The following is a 15,604-nucleotide window of genomic DNA, read 5'->3' on the forward strand; positions in this document are numbered from 1 at the left end:
CGGTCCGGTCCGCCGGGACCGGGTCGTGGACCGGGCTGTCAGTGCCTCGGTCCACAATGGTCCGCGTCAGATCCGTCAAACGCTTCAGCAAGGAGCCGGCAGCGATGGCCCGCCGCAGCACGAAGACCCCGCCGCCCGACGATTCGTACGAGGAGAAGATCCTCGACATCGACGTCGTGGACGAGATGCGTGGCTCCTACCTTGAGTACGCGTACTCGGTCATCTACTCGCGCGCCCTGCCGGACGCCCGCGACGGTCTCAAGCCGGTGCACCGCCGGATCGTGTACCAGATGAACGAGATGGGCGTGCGCCCGGACCGGGCGTACGTGAAGTGCGCCCGCGTCGTCGGCGAGGTCATGGGCAAGCTGCACCCGCACGGCGACGCGTCGATCTACGACGCCCTGGTGCGCATGGCCCAGCCGTTCTCGATGCGCGTTCCCCTGGTCGACGGCCACGGCAACTTCGGCTCGCTGGGCAACGACGACCCGCCGGCCGCCATGCGGTACACCGAGTGCCGGATGGCCGAGGCGACGAGCCTGATGACCGAGTCGATCGACGAGGACACGGTCGACTTCACGCCCAACTACGACGGCCAGGAGCAGGAGCCGGTGGCGCTGCCCGCCGCCTTCCCGAACCTGCTGGTGAACGGCTCCTCGGGCATCGCGGTCGGTATGGCGACGAACATGCCGCCGCACAACCTGCGGGAGGTCATCGCGGCCGCCCGCCATCTGATCCGGTACCCGAGCGCGGACCTGGACGCGCTGATGAAGCACGTCCCCGGCCCCGACCTGCCCACCGGCGGCCGGATCGTCGGCATGGACGGCGTCCGGGACGCGTACGCGACGGGCCGCGGCACCTTCAAGATCCGCGCGACGGTCTCGATCGAGGCCGTGACCGCCCGCCGCAAGGGCCTGGTCGTCACCGAACTGCCCTTCACGGTCGGTCCGGAAAAGGTGATCGCCAAGATCAAGGACCTGGTCAACGCGAAGAAGGTCCAGGGCATCGCCGACGTCAAGGACCTCACCGACCGTGAGCACGGCCTGCGTCTGGTCATCGAGATCAAGAACGGCTTCGTGCCGGAGGCGATCCTGGAGCAGCTGTACAAGCTGACCCCGATGGAGGAGTCCTTCGGTATCAACAACGTGGCCCTGGTGGACGGTCAGCCGCTCACCCTGGGCCTCAAGGAGCTGCTGGAGGTCTACCTCGACCACCGCTTCGACGTGGTGCGGCGCCGCAGCGAGTTCCGCCGCGGCAAGCGCCGTGACCGTCTGCACCTGGTCGAGGGCCTGCTGACCGCGCTGGTCGACATCGACGAGGTCATCCGGCTGATCCGGTCCAGCGACAACTCCGCGCAGGCCAAGCAGCGCCTGATGGAGCGCTTCTCGCTGAGCGAGGTCCAGACGCAGTACATCCTCGACACGCCGCTGCGCCGGCTCACCAAGTACGACCGCATCGAGCTGGAGGCGGAGAAGGAGCGGCTCACCTCGGAGATCGAGGAGCTGACCCGGATCCTGGAGTCGGACGTGGAGCTGCGCAAGCTGGTCTCGGCCGAACTGGCAGCCGTGGCCAAGCAGTTCGGCACCGACCGGCGCACGGTCCTGCTGGAGTCGGCCGGCGCCCCGGTCGCCGCCGTGCCGCTCCAGGTCGCCGACGACCCGTGCCGGGTGCTGCTGTCCTCGACGGGCCTGCTGGCCCGTACGGCGGGCAACGAGCCGTTCCCGGAGGACACCGGCGCCAAGCGCGCCAAGCACGATGTGATCGTCTCGGCGGTCCCGGCGACCACGCGCGGCGAGATCGGAGCGGTGACCTCGGCGGGCCGCCTGCTGCGGATCAACGTGGTCGACCTGCCGCAGCTGCCTCAGGCGGCGACCGCGCCGAACCTCTCCGGAGGGGCGCCGCTGGCGGAGTTCGTCTCCCTGGAGGACGACGAGACGGTGGTCTGCCTGACCACGCTGGACGAGTCGTCCCCGGGGCTGGCGCTCGGCACCGCGCAGGGCGTCGTCAAGCGCGTGGTGCCCGACTACCCGTCCAACAAGGACGAGTTGGAGGTCATCACGCTCAAGGAGGGCGACCGGATCGTCGGCGCGGTGGAGCTGCGTACCGGCGAGGAGGACCTGGTGTTCATCACGGACGACGCGCAGTTGCTGCGCTTCCAGGCCTCCATCGTCCGTCCGCAGGGCCGCCCGGCGGGCGGTATGGCAGGCATCAAGCTCGCCGAGGGCGCGAAGGTCATCTCCTTCACGGCGGTCGACCCGGCCGCCGACGCGGTGGTCTTCACGGTGGCGGGCTCGCGCGGCACGCTGGACGACTCCGTGCAGACCACGGCCAAGCTGACCCCGTTCGACCAGTACCCGCGCAAGGGGCGGGCCACCGGCGGCGTGCGCTGCCAGCGGTTCCTGAAGGGCGAGGACTGCCTGTCGCTGGCCTGGACGGGCCCGGTCCCGGCCCGGGCGGCGCAGAAGAACGGCACCCCGGTGGAGCTGCCCGACCTGGACCCGCGCCGGGACGGCTCGGGCGTGTCGCTGGCGAAGACGGTGTCGGTGGTCGCGGGACCGGTGTTCTAGGCGGGCGGATCTTCCAGGTCCGTTTCGCCCGGGCCCGGCGGTTCCCCCGGGCCCGGCCCTTCGTCCGGGCCTTGCACGTAGCGCAGGACGCCCCACATGCCGTGCTCGTCGGCGTGTGGGGCGTCGCTCTTGCACGCCTCCAGTTCCTTGCCGAGGGCGCCCGTGTCGATGCCGGAGCCGATCAGGACGAGCTGGGTGAGGCGGGCGTCGGCGCGGTCCCAGGGCTCGGGATAGAAGCGCAGGAAACGCCCGACGGCGTGCACGGCGTACCGGTTGCCCGCGTCGTACGGCCCGAAGTCGACGTACCCCTTGATCCGGTACAGCCCCTCCGGACGGCTGTCCAGGAACTGCATGAGCCGGCGCGGCTCCATCGGCAGGCCGGAGACGAAGGACAGGCTGTCGTAGCCCGTGTGCAGGTGACTGTCGTGGTCGTCGTCGCCGTGCTCGTGCAGGTCGTCGAAGGACAGCTGCCCGATGCGCTCCTCGCTCGGCCTGCAGTCGAAGAGGAACTCCGGGTCGATGCGGCCGTAGGCGGCGGGGACGACGGCGGCACGGTCGGTGAGCGAGCGGACGAGGCCGAGGACGCGGTCGGGGTCCGGCGCCCGGTCGAGCTTGTTGACGACGACGAGGTCGGCGAGGGCGAGGTGCCGGTCGATCTCGGGGTGGCGGGCACGGGTGCCGTCGAACTCGGCGGCGTCGACGACCTCGACGAGTCCGCCGTAGACGATGCCGGGATGCTCGCTGGCGAGCACCATCCGCACGAGTTCCTGCGGCTCGGCGAGCCCGCTGGCCTCGATGACGATGACGTCGATGCCGGCGGCGGGCGCGGCGAGCCGGTCCAGGTAGAGGTCGAGTTCGCTCGCGTCGACGGCACAGCACAGACAGCCGTTGCCGAGCGAGACGGTCGAGTCGCCGAGGGCTCCGGCGACGGCCATCGCGTCGATCTCGATGGCCCCGAAGTCATTGACGATCGCCCCGATGCGGCTGCCTCCGCTGCGGTGCAGGAGGTGGTTGAGGAGCGTGGTCTTGCCGGATCCGAGGAATCCGGCGAGTACGACGACGGGGATCTGCTGCGGGGTGCGGCTGTTGCCCAACGGGCGCCCTCTCTCACGTGGACCGACTGCCGGACCAGGATAAGAGCGGGGCGCCCTGGGGCGGGCTCAGGGCTGGGTCGGCACCGCCACCGGCGGCTGGGGTCCCACATACCGTGCGACCGGGCGGATGATCTTCGGATCCGCCGCCTGTTCCAGGATGTTGGCACTCCAGCCCACCACGCGGGCCGCCGCGAAGGTGGGGGTGAACATCTCCCGGGGCAGACCGCACAGTTCCATGACCACGCCCGCGTAGAACTCGACGTTCGTGTGCAGTTCGCGGCCGGGCTTCAGCTCGGCGAGGATCGCCTCGACGTGCCGCTCGACCTCGACGGCGAAGGCGACGCGCGGGCCCCCGAAGCCGAGGGCGATCTCGCGCAGCATCCGTGAACGGGGGTCCTCCGTGCGGTAGACGGCGTGCCCGAAACCCATGATGCGGTCGCCTGCGAGCACCCGCTCCCGGATCCAGGAGTCGATCCGGTCCGGCGTCCCGATCGTGTCCAGGGTGTCGAGGGCACGGCTGGGCGCCCCGCCGTGCAGCGGCCCGGACAGTGCGCCCACGGCCCCGACGAGACAGGCGGCCACGTCGGCGCCCGTGGACGCGATGACCCGCGCGGTGAAGGTTGATGCATTGAATCCGTGATCAATGGTTGAGATCAGGTATTGCTCGACCGCTCTGGCCCGCCGGGGGTCCGGTTCCTCGCCGGTGAGCATGTAGAGGTAATTGGCCGCGTACGACAGGTCGTCGCGCGGCTCCACGGGGTCGAGTCCCTGCCCGAGCCGGTACAGCGCGGTGAGCAGCGTCGGTACCGCCGCACAGGCGGCGACGGTGTCCGCACGGCGCCGGCCGGCATCCACGTCGTACACCGGCCGGAACTCCTTCGCCGCGCCGAACAGCGACAGCGCGGTGCGCATGCCGGCGAGCGGGCCGCAGGTGCGGCTGGCCTCCGCGAGGGCAGGAAGGGCGGCCCCGACCTCCTCGGGCAGCCGGCGCAGCGCCGCGGTCTCGGCGGTGAAGGCAGCCCGGCGCTCCGCGTCCGGGAGTGCGCCGTGGACGAGGAGATGCCAGACGTCTTCGAAGCCGCGGGTCCGCGCGAGTTCGACGGCCGAGTACTGGCGGTAGTGGTAGAAGCCCTCGAGCCCCCGGACGTCTCCGATCTCGGTGTCGGTGACGACGACCCCCGCGAGGCCGCGCGGTACGTCGACAACGGGTGCGGTCCTGTTGATGGACATGATGTTCCTCCCTGGACTTGATCCGACTGTCCATGCTTGACTCATTTCCTGTCAACGTTGAGTGAATCAATGCATGGCTCTCAACATGTTCGAGGCGGCTACGGTGACCTCCATGCGCGATCACGAACCCACCCCCGGCCGTCCCGGGCGAAGGCTGACCACCAAGGAGACCGCCGAGGTGCTCGGCGTGAAGCCGGAGACGGTGTATGCCTACGTGAGCCGTGGCCTGCTCAGCAGCAGGCGTGAACCCGGCGGCCGCGCCAGCACCTTCGACGCCAAGGAGGTCGAGGCCCTCGCCCGGCGCAACCGGCGCGAAGCCGCGGGAAGTCCGGGCTCCGGCGGGGACCTGTCCGTCCGGACCCGGATCACTCTGATCGACAAGGACCGGTACTACTTCCGTGGCGTCGACGCCACGGAGCTGGCCGCCCGCCACTCCTACGAGGAGGTCGCGGAGTGGCTGTGGACGGGCCGCCTGACCCCGGGCGTGACCTTCACCGCGCCACAGGCCACCGTCGAGGTCGCCCGCCACGTCGTGAACGCCCTGCCCGAGCACACGTCCCCCACCGACCGGCTGCGGGTGGCGGCGATCGCCGCGGCGGCCGGGGACCCGCTGCGCTTCGACCTGTCCGAGGAGGCCGTGCTCAGCACGGCACGCATCCTCATCCCCACCCTCGTCGCCGCGCTGCCACCGGTCCTGCACGCACCCAAGGACGACGGCCCGCTGGCCCACCGCCTGTGGGGCCGGCTGACCGGCCGCCCCGCCGACGAGGCGTCACTGCGCGTCCTGGACACCGCCCTCGCCCTGCTCGCCGATCACGACCTGGCCGCCTCCACGCTCGCCGTCCGGGTCGCCGCCTCGGCCCGCGCGCACGCCTACGCGGCCGTCTCGGCCGGGCTCGGCGTCCTGGAGGGCCCGCTGCACGGAGCCTCCAGTGGCCTGGCCCACCGGATGCTGCTCGACGTGCTCGACCAGGGGACCGCGGTCCCGGTGATCGCGGACGAGCTGCGCGCGGGCCGCCGTATCCCCGGACTCGGCCACCTGCTCTACGTCGGCGAGGACCCGCGCGCGCGGGTGCTGTTCGGCCTCCTGGAGCAGGTCCCGCGCGCGGAGCCCGCCCTGCTCGCGGCCCGCGACATCGTCGCCACGACCGCCCGCCACACCCCGCTGCACGCCAACGTCGACCTGGCGCTGGCCGTGTTCACCGCCTCCAGCGGCATGCCCGCCACAGCCGGCGAGACGATCTTCGCCGTCGCCCGCACGGCGGGCTGGATCGCCCACGCCCTGGAGGAGTACGGCGAGCGCCCGCTGCGTATGCGCCCCGTCGGTCACTACGTCGGTCCGCGGCCTCCGCAACCCCTCCCGGAGTAGGACAGAGGCACGGCCGGAAGTCGCCCCGGGGAGAGTCAGGTTAGGCTCACCTCTGTGAGTAGGTGCGCGACCGTCTCCCGGAGCCTTGACGAGCCCATTTCCGGCACGGCTGCCACGGCGACGACGTGGCTGCTGCTGGAACAGTCCGGACCATGGGGTGCCAAGGCACTCACTTCGAGCCATCTCGACCCCGCGCTGGGCCGTGCCTTGGAGGCCGCCGCCGAGGGAACCGGCGTCCGCATCGCGCTCATCCGGCGCCCCGGCCGCCATGCCGACCTCGGCACCTCGGCGCTCCGGCATGTGTACGCGGCCCACACTGTTCCCGGAAACGTATGGCTGCACAGCGCCACCACCCGCGATCCACGCCGACTGCTCGGCCTCGACTTCGCCGCCCTCGGCGCGGGCGACCACCGTTCCTTCGGCGCGGCGCTCGACGGCCGGCTGCACACGGGCGACCCGCTCGCGCTCGTGTGCACCAACGGCAAGCGCGACCGCTGCTGCGCCCTTCTGGGTCGTCCCCTGGCCGCCGAGCTGACCGCGTCCGGTGTGCGGGGCGTCTGGGAGGTCACCCATCTGGGTGGTCATCGCTTCTCGCCGACGGTGCTCGTCCTGCCGTACGGCTACGCCTACGGCCGCGCGGAGGCGCGCACCATCAAGGAGGCCTTGCACGGGGTCCAGGAGGGGCGCGTGGTGGTTGAGGGGTGCCGGGGGTGCTCCGCCTGGGAACGACCCGGCCAGGCGGCCGAGCTGGCCGTGCGCTCGGTGGCGGACGAGTACGCGGCGGGCGCGCTGAGCGTCGTACGGACCGAGGGCAGGGCACCTCGCTGGGAGGTCACCGTCGCCCACGCCGACGGCCGCCGCTGGCGGGTCACGGTGGCGCAGGGCGCGTCCTTGCCGCCGCGCCCGGAGAGCTGCGGTGCCGCGGTGCTCGGGGCGCCGGCGCGGATGGACGTGGTGGCGGTGCGCGAGCTGAGGACGACGGCGCTGGCGAGCTGAGCCGACACTCCCCCGCAGCCGTTCCTTCAAGAATTGGTCAAGAGATTCCCGCCACACCCCCTACGACGACGACCGTCCGCCCACGTACCGTCGTGGACATGAGCCCCACTGCCCCCGCACGCCGTCTGCGCCTCGGTATGCCGCGGCGGGTGTTCTCGCAGGTGCTGCTGATGCAGGTGGCGATCGCCGCGGGCGTCGCAGTGCTCGCGACCGGGCTCTTCCTGGCGCCGCTGAGCAAGCAGCTGGACCATGAGGCGATGCGCCGCGCGCTGGCCATCGCCCAGACCACGGCACAGGACCCGCACATCGCCGAAGGCGTCCAGACCACCCCGCCGACCAGGAACGGCCCGGTACAGAAGGAGGCCGAGCGGATCCGGAAGGCCACGCACGCCGAGTACATCGTGGTGCTGAACCGGCGCAAGATCCGCTGGTCGCATCCCACCCCGAGCGAGATCGGCCGCCCCGTCTCCACCGACCCCAGCGACGCCCTGGCCGGCAAGGAGGTCATGGAGATCGACAAGGGCACCCTGGGCCGCTCGGCCCGCGGCAAGGTGCCCCTGTACGACGCCGACCACCGGATCATCGGGGCGGTCTCGGTCGGCATCGCGTACGACAGCGTGCGGGCCCGCCTGATCAGCGCGATCCCGGGATTGTTCGCCTACGCCGGCGGTGCCCTCGCGGTGGGCGCGCTGGCCGCCTGGCTGATCTCCCGCCGGGTCCAGCGGCAGACCCGGGACCTGGCCTTCTCCGACATCTCGGCGCTGCTCGCCGAGCGCGAAGCGATGCTGCACGGCATCCGGGAGGGCGTGGTCGCCCTCGACCGCAGCGGCCGCATCCGCCTGCTCAACGACGAGGCCCGGAGGCTGCTGGGCATCGGCGACGAGGCCGTCGGCAAGTCCCTGGACGAGGCGCTGGGCGAGGGCCGTACCGCGGACGTCCTGGCCGGGCGGGTGACCGGCACCGACCTGCTGACCGTGCGCGGCCAGCGCGTCCTGGTCGCCAACCGCATGCCCACGGACGACGGCGCCGCCGTGGCCACCCTGCGCGACCGCACCGAGCTGGAGCAACTGGGCCGCGAACTCGACTCCACGCGCGGCCTGATCGACGCCCTGCGCGCCCAGGACCACGAGCACGCCAACCGCATGCACACCCTGCTCGGCCTGCTGGAGCTGGAGATGTACGACGACGCCGTGGAGTTCGTCGGCGAGGTCGTCGGGGACCACCGGGCCACCGCCGAGCAGGTGACCGAGAAGATCCAGGACCCGCTGCTCGCCGCCCTGCTGGTCGGCAAGGCGACCGTGGCCGCCGAACGCGCGGTCGCCCTCTGGGTGTCGGAACGCACCCGGCTGCCGGACCGGCTGATCGACCCGCGGGGTCTGGTCACGGTCGTGGGCAACCTCGTGGACAACGCGCTGGACGCGGTCGCCGGCACCCCGCACGCGCGCGTGGAGGTCGAGTTGCGCACCGAAGGACGTACGGTCGTCCTCCGCGTGCGCGACACCGGGCCCGGAATCCCGCAGGACCAGCAGGAGTTGATCTTCACGGAGGGGTGGTCCACCAAGAAGCCGCCCGCGCACGGCAAGCGGGGCCTCGGGCTCTCGCTGGTGCGTCGGCTCGCCGAACGACAGGGCGGGAGCGCGACGGTGAGCGCGGCGGACGGCGGGGGCGCGGAGTTCACCATCGTGCTGCCCGAGGCGCTGCCCGAACCGGAACCGGAGCCCGTGCTCACCGGGTCCGTGGAGGCCGGTGCCACGCCCCCTGCGCGCATTTCGACCGCCGCCGAGGAGGAGGCGCGATGATCGAGGTCCTGGTCGTGGACGACGACACCCGGGTCGCCCGGGTCAACGCCGCCTACGTCGAGAAAGTGCCCGGCTTTCACGTGGCCGGCGAGGCGCACAACGCGGCCGAGGCGCTGAGCCGGCTGGAGACGCTGCCGAGGCTCGACCTGGTCCTCATGGACCACTACCTGCCCGACGACACCGGGCTCGCGGTCGTCCAGGAGATGCGCAGGCGCGGCCACCAGACCGACGTGATCATGGTGACGGCCGCGCGGGACGTGTCGACCGTCCAGGCGGCCATGCGGCACGGCGCCCTGCAGTACCTGGTGAAACCATTCGCCTTCGCCGGGCTGCGGGCCAAGCTGGAGGCGTACGCCCAGCTGCGCCGCACGCTGGACGGCGGCGGCGAGGCCGAACAGGCCGAGGTGGACCGCATCTTCGGCGCCCTGTCCGCGCCGTCGGAGCCGGGGCTGCCCAAGGGGCACTCCCCCACCACCGCCGAACTGGTGCGCCAGGCCCTGATGAGCGCCGAGGGGCCGCTGTCCGCCCAGGAGATCGCCGAGCGGACCGGGGTGAGCCGCCAGACCGCCCAGCGCTATCTGAAGCTCCTGGAGCGCACCGGACGGGCCCGGCTGACCCTGAAATACGGCGACGCGGGCCGCCCGGAACACCGTTACGTGTGGGCGACCCGCGCCTGAGCGGGCTTGCGCCTTACTTGGCAGCCTTGACGAACTCGGTCGTGTACGTCTTGCTCAGGTCCACGTCGGCGTTCTTGATGTTGGGGTTGAACGCCTTGAGGACCTTCTCGACGGTCTCGGGGCCGTTGGCGGGCATCACGCCGTCCTTGGTGAACATCGGCAGGCTGCTCTTGATCGCGTCGGCGTAGAGCGTCTTGTCGCCCTGGGAGTAGTCGGCGGGCATCTTGGCCGCGATCTCGGACGCGCTGTGGGTGGACATCCAGTTGAGCGTCTTGACGAATGCATTGACCAGCTTCTGGACGGTGTCCTTGTGGCTGTTCACCCAGTCCGTCTGCATGTACAGACTGGACGACGGGTAGGGGCCGCCCAGTGCAGCCTGCGAGCCCTCGGGGGTGCGCATGTCGATGAGCACCTTGCCCGCCTTCTTCGACAGGATCGTGGCAACCGTCGGGTCGGTCGTCATGCCGGCGTCGATGGAGCCCCTCTGGAGCGCCGCGATGAAGGTGGGGCCGGCCCCGACGGCGACCGGGCTGAAGTCGCTCACCTTCACGCCGTTCTTGACCGCGAGGTACTTGGTGAGGAAGTCGGTCGAGGCGCCGAGGCCGGTGACACCGAGCTTCTTGCCCTTGAAGTCCTTGGGCGACGTGATGTCGCCCGCCCTCTTGGTGGAGACGACCTCCACCTCGCCGGGCGCCTGCGAGAACTGCACGACGGACTCGACGGCCTTGCCCTTCGTCTGGAGGTCGAGGGTGTGGTCGTAGAAGCCGACCGCTCCCTGGACCTGGCCGGAGACGAGCGCAGTCTCGGCCTGGACACCGGCGGGCTCGCTCAGCAGTTCCACGTCGAGGCCCTCGGCGTCGAAGTAGCCGAGCTGCTGGGTGAGCATCGCGGGCAGGTAGATGACCTTGTCCAGGCCACCGACCATGATCTTGACCTTCGTACCCTTGCCGTCGCCGGTGGAAGCGGTGCTCGACGCGTCATTGGCGCAGGCGGTGAGGGAGGTGAGGGCAAGCAGGCCGGCGGCGGCGAGCGACGCGTGTCTGGCGGTCTTGTGCATGGCGGTTCACGTCCTTGTGAGAGGGCGGTGCGGGGAAGACGGGGGGTGGCTGGGGAGGGGCGGTCAGTGCCCGGAGTTGGTGGCCTTCCAGCGGAAGATGCGGCGCTCGGCGAAGGTGAGCAGCCCCTCCGCGACGAGGGCGACGACCGCGAGGATGACCATCGCGGCGTACACGCCGGCGGAGTTCAAGGTGCCCTGCGACTGGGCGACGAGCAGGCCGATGCCCTTGGTGGCGCCGATGTACTCGCCGACGATGGCGCCGATGAGGGCGAAGCCGAAGCTGACGTGGAGGCTGGTGAAGATCCAGGAGGTGGCCGACGGGATGACCACCTGGAGGGTCACCTGGCGGTCGCTGGCGCCCAGGATCCGGGCGTTGGCGACCAGGTTGCGGTCGACTTCGCGGGAACCCTGGAAGGCGTTGAAGAACACCGGGAAGAAGACCAGCACCACGGCCGAGGCGACCTTGGAGGCGGGGCCGAGCCCGAACCAGATCAGGAAGATTGGGGCGAGGACGATCCTCGGTATGGAGTTGAGCACCTTGATGTAGGGACCAAGGAGATCGGCGAGGAAAGTGATCCGTCCGAGGGCGATACCGAAGAGGACACCGGCCGCGACGCCGATGATCCAGCCGAGGAGTGCCTCGTACAGCGTGTACCAGATCTGCTCGCCCAGGGAGCCGAGCGCCGTCCCGTGGGTCAGCCATGTGTAGATCTGGTCCCAGATGTCCGAGGGCATCGAGAAGTTGAACGGGTCGATGACCTTGGCCCGGGACAGCGCTTCCCACAGGCCGAGCACGGCCACCAGGAGCAGTATCCGGGCGGCCGCGACGACCACCTTGCGTCTGCGGGCGGCCTGGGCCCGCGACTGCGCGCGGTCCGGAATCTTGGCGGTCTCGACGACCGGCGTGGTGATGACCTCAGGCGACATGGGCGGCACCCCTCTCGCGGGTGATGCGGACCTCTTCGCCGAGGGACTCCCAGATCTCGCGGTAGATCTCGATGAACTGCGGCTCCAGGCGCACGGACTCGACCTTGCGCGGCCGGGGCAGGTGGATGTCGAAGACCTGCTTCACGGTCGCCGGTCCTGCGGTCATCACGACGACCTTGTCGGCCAGCGCGATGGACTCCTCGAGGTCGTGGGTGACGAAGACGACGGAGGCGCCTGTGCCCTCCCACAGGTCCAGGAGCTCGTCCGACATCAGGGCCCGGGTCTGCACGTCGAGCGCGGAGAACGGCTCGTCCATGAGCAGGATCTCGGGGTCGTTGACGAAGGTTGCGGCGAGGGCGACGCGCTTGCGCTGGCCGCCGGAGAGCTGGTGCGGATAGCGGTCCTCGAAGCCCGCGAGTCCCACTCGGGCCAGCCAGTCCCGCGCCTTCTCCTTGGCCTCCGCCTTCGGTACGCCGCGGAACCGGAGACCCGCCATGACGTTGGACAGGACCGTGCGCCACGGGAAGGTGGCGTCCTGCTGGAAGACGAAACCGACCTTGTCGCCGACGCCGGCGACCGGCTTCCCGGCCACCAGCACCTCGCCCTCAGTGGGCTCCTCCAGGCCGCTGACCAGGGTCAGCGTGGTGGACTTCCCGCAGCCGGTCGGGCCGACGACGGCCACGAACTCACCGCGCCCGATGGTGAGGTCCAGATCCCGGACGGCGGTGTGCAGACCCCCCGACGGGGTCCTGAAGGTTTTGCTCGCGCCCCGTAGCTCGATGGCGGGGCTGGTGTCTGCGCTCATGGGCCGGGACGGTAGGTGTGGCCCCGGCCACAGCAGCAGTCTTGTGAGCACAAGCCGTTCTTTTGCTCGCAAGAGCCTGTTGTGCTCATTTTGCTCGCGCTACAACTGCGGAGCACGAAACACGGGCTTAACGCTCGCCGGCCTTGTAAGGAGAGGCCTGATGATTGACGTCCTGGTCGTGGACGACGACTTCCGCGTCGCAGAGATAAACGCCAAGTACGTGGGAAAGGTTCCCGGCTTCCGGGTGACCGCCCGCGCGCACAGCGCCGCCCAGGCCCTGGCCGCCGTCCAACGCGGCGCCATCGACCTGGTCCTGCTCGATCACTACCTGCCGGACCAGACCGGCCTCGAACTCGTCCACCGCATGCGGGAGCAGGGCCACGGCACCGACGTCATCATGATCACTGCGGCGAGCGATGTGACGACCGTGCAGCAGGCGATGCGCCTGGGCGCCCTGCACTACCTGGTCAAGCCCTTCACCTTCGCCGCTCTGCGCACCCGTCTGGACTCCTACGCGGCCCTGCGCCGCACCGTCGACCGGGTGGGCGGCCGGGGTCTGACGGGCCAGGAACAGGTCGACCGGATCTTCGGCGCCCTGCGTACGTCCCCTGCACCGGCCGCGCCGGGCCTGCCCAGCGGCCAGTCGGAACCCACGACCGACCTCATCTGCGGTGTCCTGCACCGCTCGGACCACCCGCTGTCGGCCCACGAGGTCGCGGCCGAGACCGGCCTGAGCCGCTCCACGGCCCAGCGCTACCTCCGCCACCTGGAACAGGCGGGCCGCCTCCGCCTCTCCCTGAAGTACGGCGACACCGGCCGCCCGGAGCACCGGTACGCGTGGGTGGCACCGTAAGGGCGGTCCGTTCTCGGCACGCCCCACCGAGCCGGCTACACGGCTCCCGCCCCGGTCAGTGACCGTACCTCGGTCTCCGCGTACTTGGCCTCGTCCGCGACCTCGTCCGAGGTGACCGTGCCCAGCCAGCCGGCGAGGAAGCCGAGCGGGATGGAGATGATCCCCGGGTTCTGCAGGGGGAAGTACTGGAAGTCGACGTCCGGGAAGAGCGAGTCCGGGCTGCCGGAGACCACCGGGGAGAGCAGCACCAGCCCGAGCGCAGGAATCAGCCCGCCGTATACGGCCCACACCGCGCCGCGCGTCGTGAAGCCGCGCCAGAACAGCGAGTACAGCAGCACCGGCAGATTCGCCGACGCGGCCACGGCGAAGGCGAGGCCGACCAGGAAGGCGACGTTGAGGCCGCGGGCCAGCAGGCCCAGCGCGATCGCGACGACCCCGATACCGACCGCTGCGATGCGCGCCACCGCCACCTCGCTGCGCGCCTTGGCGTGCCGCCGCCGCAAGGAGGCATACAGGTCGTGGGCCACGGATGCCGAGGAGGCGAGCGTGATTCCGGCGACCACCGCGAGGATCGTGGCGAAGGCGATGGCGGCGACGATGGCGAACAGAACCGTTCCACCAGTGGAGCCCGCACCGCCGCCCAGGTCGAGGGCGAGCAGGGGCACCGCGGTGTTCCCTGCCGCGTTCGAGGCGCGCACGGTCTTCGGTCCGAGCACGGCGGCGGCCCCGAACCCGAGGACGATCGTCATCAGGTAGAAGCCACCGATCAGCCCGATGGACCACACCGCAGAACGGCGGGCCGCCCGCGCGGTCGGCACGGTGTAGAAGCGGGACAGGATGTGCGGCAGCCCCGCCGTGCCCAGCACCAGCGCGAGCCCCAGGCTGATGAAGTCGAGGCGAGCGGTCCAGCTCCCGCCGTACTTCAGTCCCGGCGCCAGAAACGCGCTCCCGTGGCCGCTTCGGTCCGCGGCCGCCACCAGCAGCCGGTCGAAGTCGCCGTGGAACCGCACCAGCACCAGCACGGTCAGCACGACCGTCCCGCCGAGCAGCAGGACCGCCTTCACGATCTGGATCCAGGTGGTGGCCCGCATCCCTCCCAGCGACACATAGATCACCATCAGGGCACCGACCCCGATGACCGTCCAGGCCTGGGCCGCACCGCTCGTGCGCCCCACCAGCAGCGCCACCAGGCTGCCCGCGCCCACCATTTGCGCCACCAGATAGAGAACGGACACCGTGACCGAGGAAGTTCCCGCGGCGATCCGCACCGGCCGCTCGCTCATCCGCGCGGCCACCACGTCGGCCAGGGTGAACCGCCCGCAGTTGCGCACCAGTTCCGCCACCAGGAACAGCACGACCAGCCAGGCCACGAGGAAGCCCACCACATACAGCAGCCCGTCGTAGCCGTAGAGCGCGATGAGTCCCGTGACCCCGAGGAAGGAGGCCGCCGACATGTAGTCACCCGCGATGGCAAAACCATTCTCCATCGGGGAGAAGAGCCGCCCGCCGGCATAGAACTCCTCCGCCGAACCATGCCGCCTGCGGCTCACCCAGGTCGTGATCTCCAGGGTCACGGCCACGAACCCGCTGAACAACAGCAGCGCCAGCGTCTGATGTTCGCCGGTCACGAGGCGCCTCCCTGGACTCCGCGGGTCAGTTCCTGCGTGTCCCAGCGCAACTCCAGCGCGGCCCGGTCCCGGCACAGCCGCGCATGCCGGGCATAGGCCCAGGTGAGCAGGAACGTGCTGAGGAACTGCCCGAGCCCCGCGAGCATCGCCACGTTCACCGCCCCGGCCACGGGACGGGCCATGAGCCCGGGCGCGGTCGTCGCGGCCACCACGTACCCCACGTACCAGACGAGGAAGGCGGCTACTCCCGGCACCACGAACCTGCGGTACCGGCTGCGCACCTCCTGGAAGGCCTCGCTGCGCTGCACCGCGACATAGACATCGCGGGCACGAACAGCCGTGCCGTCCTGCTCACCGCGCGCGGACGGTACGGCCCGTGCCGGCATCCCGGTGCCGTCCAGCTCGCCCCAGCCGGAGCCCAGCGCGTCGTACCAGGGGTCCTCGTATCTCACGTCCCGGGAGGCCGGACCGTGGTCTTCCCGCCTGCCGGCCGAACTCCCGGGATCGTCGTCGGCTCCATGGGAACGACCATCGCTTGACTGCATGCCCAAGGATGGACAGATGGGAAGATCCCTGACTCTTCTTCCCCCGGCTCTTCACCCCAT

13 protein-coding genes are annotated in these 15,604 nt (G+C 70.8%); 6 read left to right on the forward strand and 7 right to left on the reverse strand.

The genetic code is table 11. The annotated features are described in order from the left end of the window. Window positions 1-104 precede the first annotated feature (104 nt). On the forward strand, window positions 105-2,564 hold the full coding sequence (locus AQI88_RS27150; RefSeq protein WP_067004092.1) for a DNA gyrase/topoisomerase IV subunit A: 2,460 nt from the start codon (window positions 105-107) through the stop codon (window positions 2,562-2,564). Here the strand turns inward: AQI88_RS27150 and AQI88_RS27155 are convergent. Together AQI88_RS27155 and AQI88_RS27160 are read right to left on the reverse strand one after the other, a co-directional pair. Beyond that, on the reverse strand, window positions 2,561-3,658 hold the full coding sequence (locus AQI88_RS27155) for a CobW family GTP-binding protein (RefSeq protein WP_067004096.1): 1,098 nt from the start codon (window positions 3,656-3,658) through the stop codon (window positions 2,561-2,563). The genes AQI88_RS27150 and AQI88_RS27155 overlap by 4 nt on opposite strands. A gap of 66 nt (window positions 3,659-3,724) precedes the next feature. Then, on the reverse strand, window positions 3,725-4,888 hold the full coding sequence (locus AQI88_RS27160; RefSeq protein WP_067004097.1) for a citrate synthase/methylcitrate synthase: 1,164 nt from the start codon (window positions 4,886-4,888) through the stop codon (window positions 3,725-3,727). Window positions 4,889-5,000: 112 nt separating this feature from the next. On the opposite strand from AQI88_RS27160, the gene AQI88_RS27165 reads away from it, so the two are divergent. The 4 genes from AQI88_RS27165 to AQI88_RS27180 all read left to right on the forward strand — a co-directional run bounded on the left by AQI88_RS27165 (window position 5,001) and on the right by AQI88_RS27180 (window position 9,729). Continuing rightward, window positions 5,001-6,257, forward strand: coding sequence for a citrate synthase (locus AQI88_RS27165; protein WP_067004197.1), 1,257 nt, complete (start codon window positions 5,001-5,003; stop codon window positions 6,255-6,257). Between the two features lie 54 nt (window positions 6,258-6,311). Further along, window positions 6,312-7,253 (forward strand): sucrase ferredoxin, encoded by a 942-nt coding sequence (locus AQI88_RS27170; RefSeq protein ID WP_067004100.1) that lies wholly within the window; start codon window positions 6,312-6,314, stop codon window positions 7,251-7,253. Window positions 7,254-7,351: 98 nt separating this feature from the next. Then, window positions 7,352-9,052: an ATP-binding protein gene (locus tag AQI88_RS27175; protein ID WP_244184344.1), complete on the forward strand. Its 1,701-nt coding sequence runs from the start codon at window positions 7,352-7,354 to the stop codon at window positions 9,050-9,052. Beyond that, a complete protein-coding gene (locus tag AQI88_RS27180) occupies window positions 9,049-9,729 on the forward strand; it encodes a response regulator (protein ID WP_067004102.1) in 681 nt (226 codons plus the stop codon). The genes AQI88_RS27175 and AQI88_RS27180 overlap by 4 nt, the downstream gene beginning before the upstream one ends. 13 nt (window positions 9,730-9,742) lie before the next feature. Here AQI88_RS27180 and AQI88_RS27185 read toward each other — a convergent pair whose 3' ends face one another. From AQI88_RS27185 to AQI88_RS27195, 3 genes are all read right to left on the reverse strand, one after another. Then, a complete protein-coding gene (locus AQI88_RS27185) occupies window positions 9,743-10,786 on the reverse strand; it encodes an ABC transporter substrate-binding protein (protein ID WP_067004104.1) in 1,044 nt (347 codons plus the stop codon). Between the two features lie 63 nt (window positions 10,787-10,849). Continuing rightward, window positions 10,850-11,713, reverse strand: a complete 864-nt coding sequence (locus AQI88_RS27190; RefSeq protein ID WP_067004106.1) for an ABC transporter permease — start codon at window positions 11,711-11,713, stop codon at window positions 10,850-10,852. Continuing rightward, the gene (locus AQI88_RS27195; protein ID WP_067004108.1) at window positions 11,703-12,518 is read right to left on the reverse strand and encodes an ABC transporter ATP-binding protein; all 816 of its coding nucleotides are present in this window, start codon (window positions 12,516-12,518) and stop codon (window positions 11,703-11,705) included. Before AQI88_RS27195 ends, AQI88_RS27190 begins: the two co-directional genes overlap by 11 nt. 160 nt (window positions 12,519-12,678) lie before the next feature. Between AQI88_RS27195 and AQI88_RS27200 the strand changes: the two genes are divergently transcribed. Next, window positions 12,679-13,371, forward strand: a complete 693-nt coding sequence (locus AQI88_RS27200) for a response regulator (protein ID WP_067004110.1) — start codon at window positions 12,679-12,681, stop codon at window positions 13,369-13,371. A gap of 35 nt (window positions 13,372-13,406) precedes the next feature. Here the strand turns inward: AQI88_RS27200 and AQI88_RS27205 are convergent, their stop codons facing one another. Continuing rightward, the gene (locus AQI88_RS27205; protein ID WP_067004112.1) at window positions 13,407-14,999 is read right to left on the reverse strand and encodes a solute symporter family protein; all 1,593 of its coding nucleotides are present in this window, start codon (window positions 14,997-14,999) and stop codon (window positions 13,407-13,409) included. Then, window positions 14,996-15,544 carry a DUF485 domain-containing protein gene (locus tag AQI88_RS27210; RefSeq protein ID WP_079057828.1) on the reverse strand — a complete coding sequence of 183 codons (549 nt, stop codon included), beginning with the start codon at window positions 15,542-15,544 and terminating at the stop codon, window positions 14,996-14,998. The genes AQI88_RS27205 and AQI88_RS27210 overlap by 4 nt, the downstream gene beginning before the upstream one ends. Window positions 15,545-15,604: the final 60 nt, after the last annotated feature.

The organism is Streptomyces cellostaticus, from assembly GCF_001513965.1.
Lineage (GTDB): Bacteria > Actinomycetota > Actinomycetes > Streptomycetales > Streptomycetaceae > Streptomyces > Streptomyces cellostaticus.

Bases quoted from the DNA above. Each gene is read 5' to 3' on its own strand.
- AQI88_RS27150 (WP_067004092.1), top strand. From the start codon at position 105: ATGGCCCGCCGCAGCACGAAGACCCCGCCGCCCGACGATTCGTACGAG.
- AQI88_RS27160 (WP_067004097.1), bottom strand. From the start codon at position 4,888: ATGTCCATCAACAGGACCGCACCCGTTGTCGACGTACCGCGCGGCCTC.
- AQI88_RS27165 (WP_067004197.1), top strand. From the start codon at position 5,001: ATGCGCGATCACGAACCCACCCCCGGCCGTCCCGGGCGAAGGCTGACC.
- AQI88_RS27175 (WP_244184344.1), top strand. From the start codon at position 7,352: ATGAGCCCCACTGCCCCCGCACGCCGTCTGCGCCTCGGTATGCCGCGG.
- AQI88_RS27180 (WP_067004102.1), top strand. From the start codon at position 9,049: ATGATCGAGGTCCTGGTCGTGGACGACGACACCCGGGTCGCCCGGGTC.
- AQI88_RS27185 (WP_067004104.1), bottom strand. From the start codon at position 10,786: ATGCACAAGACCGCCAGACACGCGTCGCTCGCCGCCGCCGGCCTGCTT.
- AQI88_RS27190 (WP_067004106.1), bottom strand. From the start codon at position 11,713: ATGTCGCCTGAGGTCATCACCACGCCGGTCGTCGAGACCGCCAAGATT.
- AQI88_RS27195 (WP_067004108.1), bottom strand. From the start codon at position 12,518: ATGAGCGCAGACACCAGCCCCGCCATCGAGCTACGGGGCGCGAGCAAA.
- AQI88_RS27200 (WP_067004110.1), top strand. From the start codon at position 12,679: ATGATTGACGTCCTGGTCGTGGACGACGACTTCCGCGTCGCAGAGATA.
- AQI88_RS27210 (WP_079057828.1), bottom strand. From the start codon at position 15,544: ATGCAGTCAAGCGATGGTCGTTCCCATGGAGCCGACGACGATCCCGGG.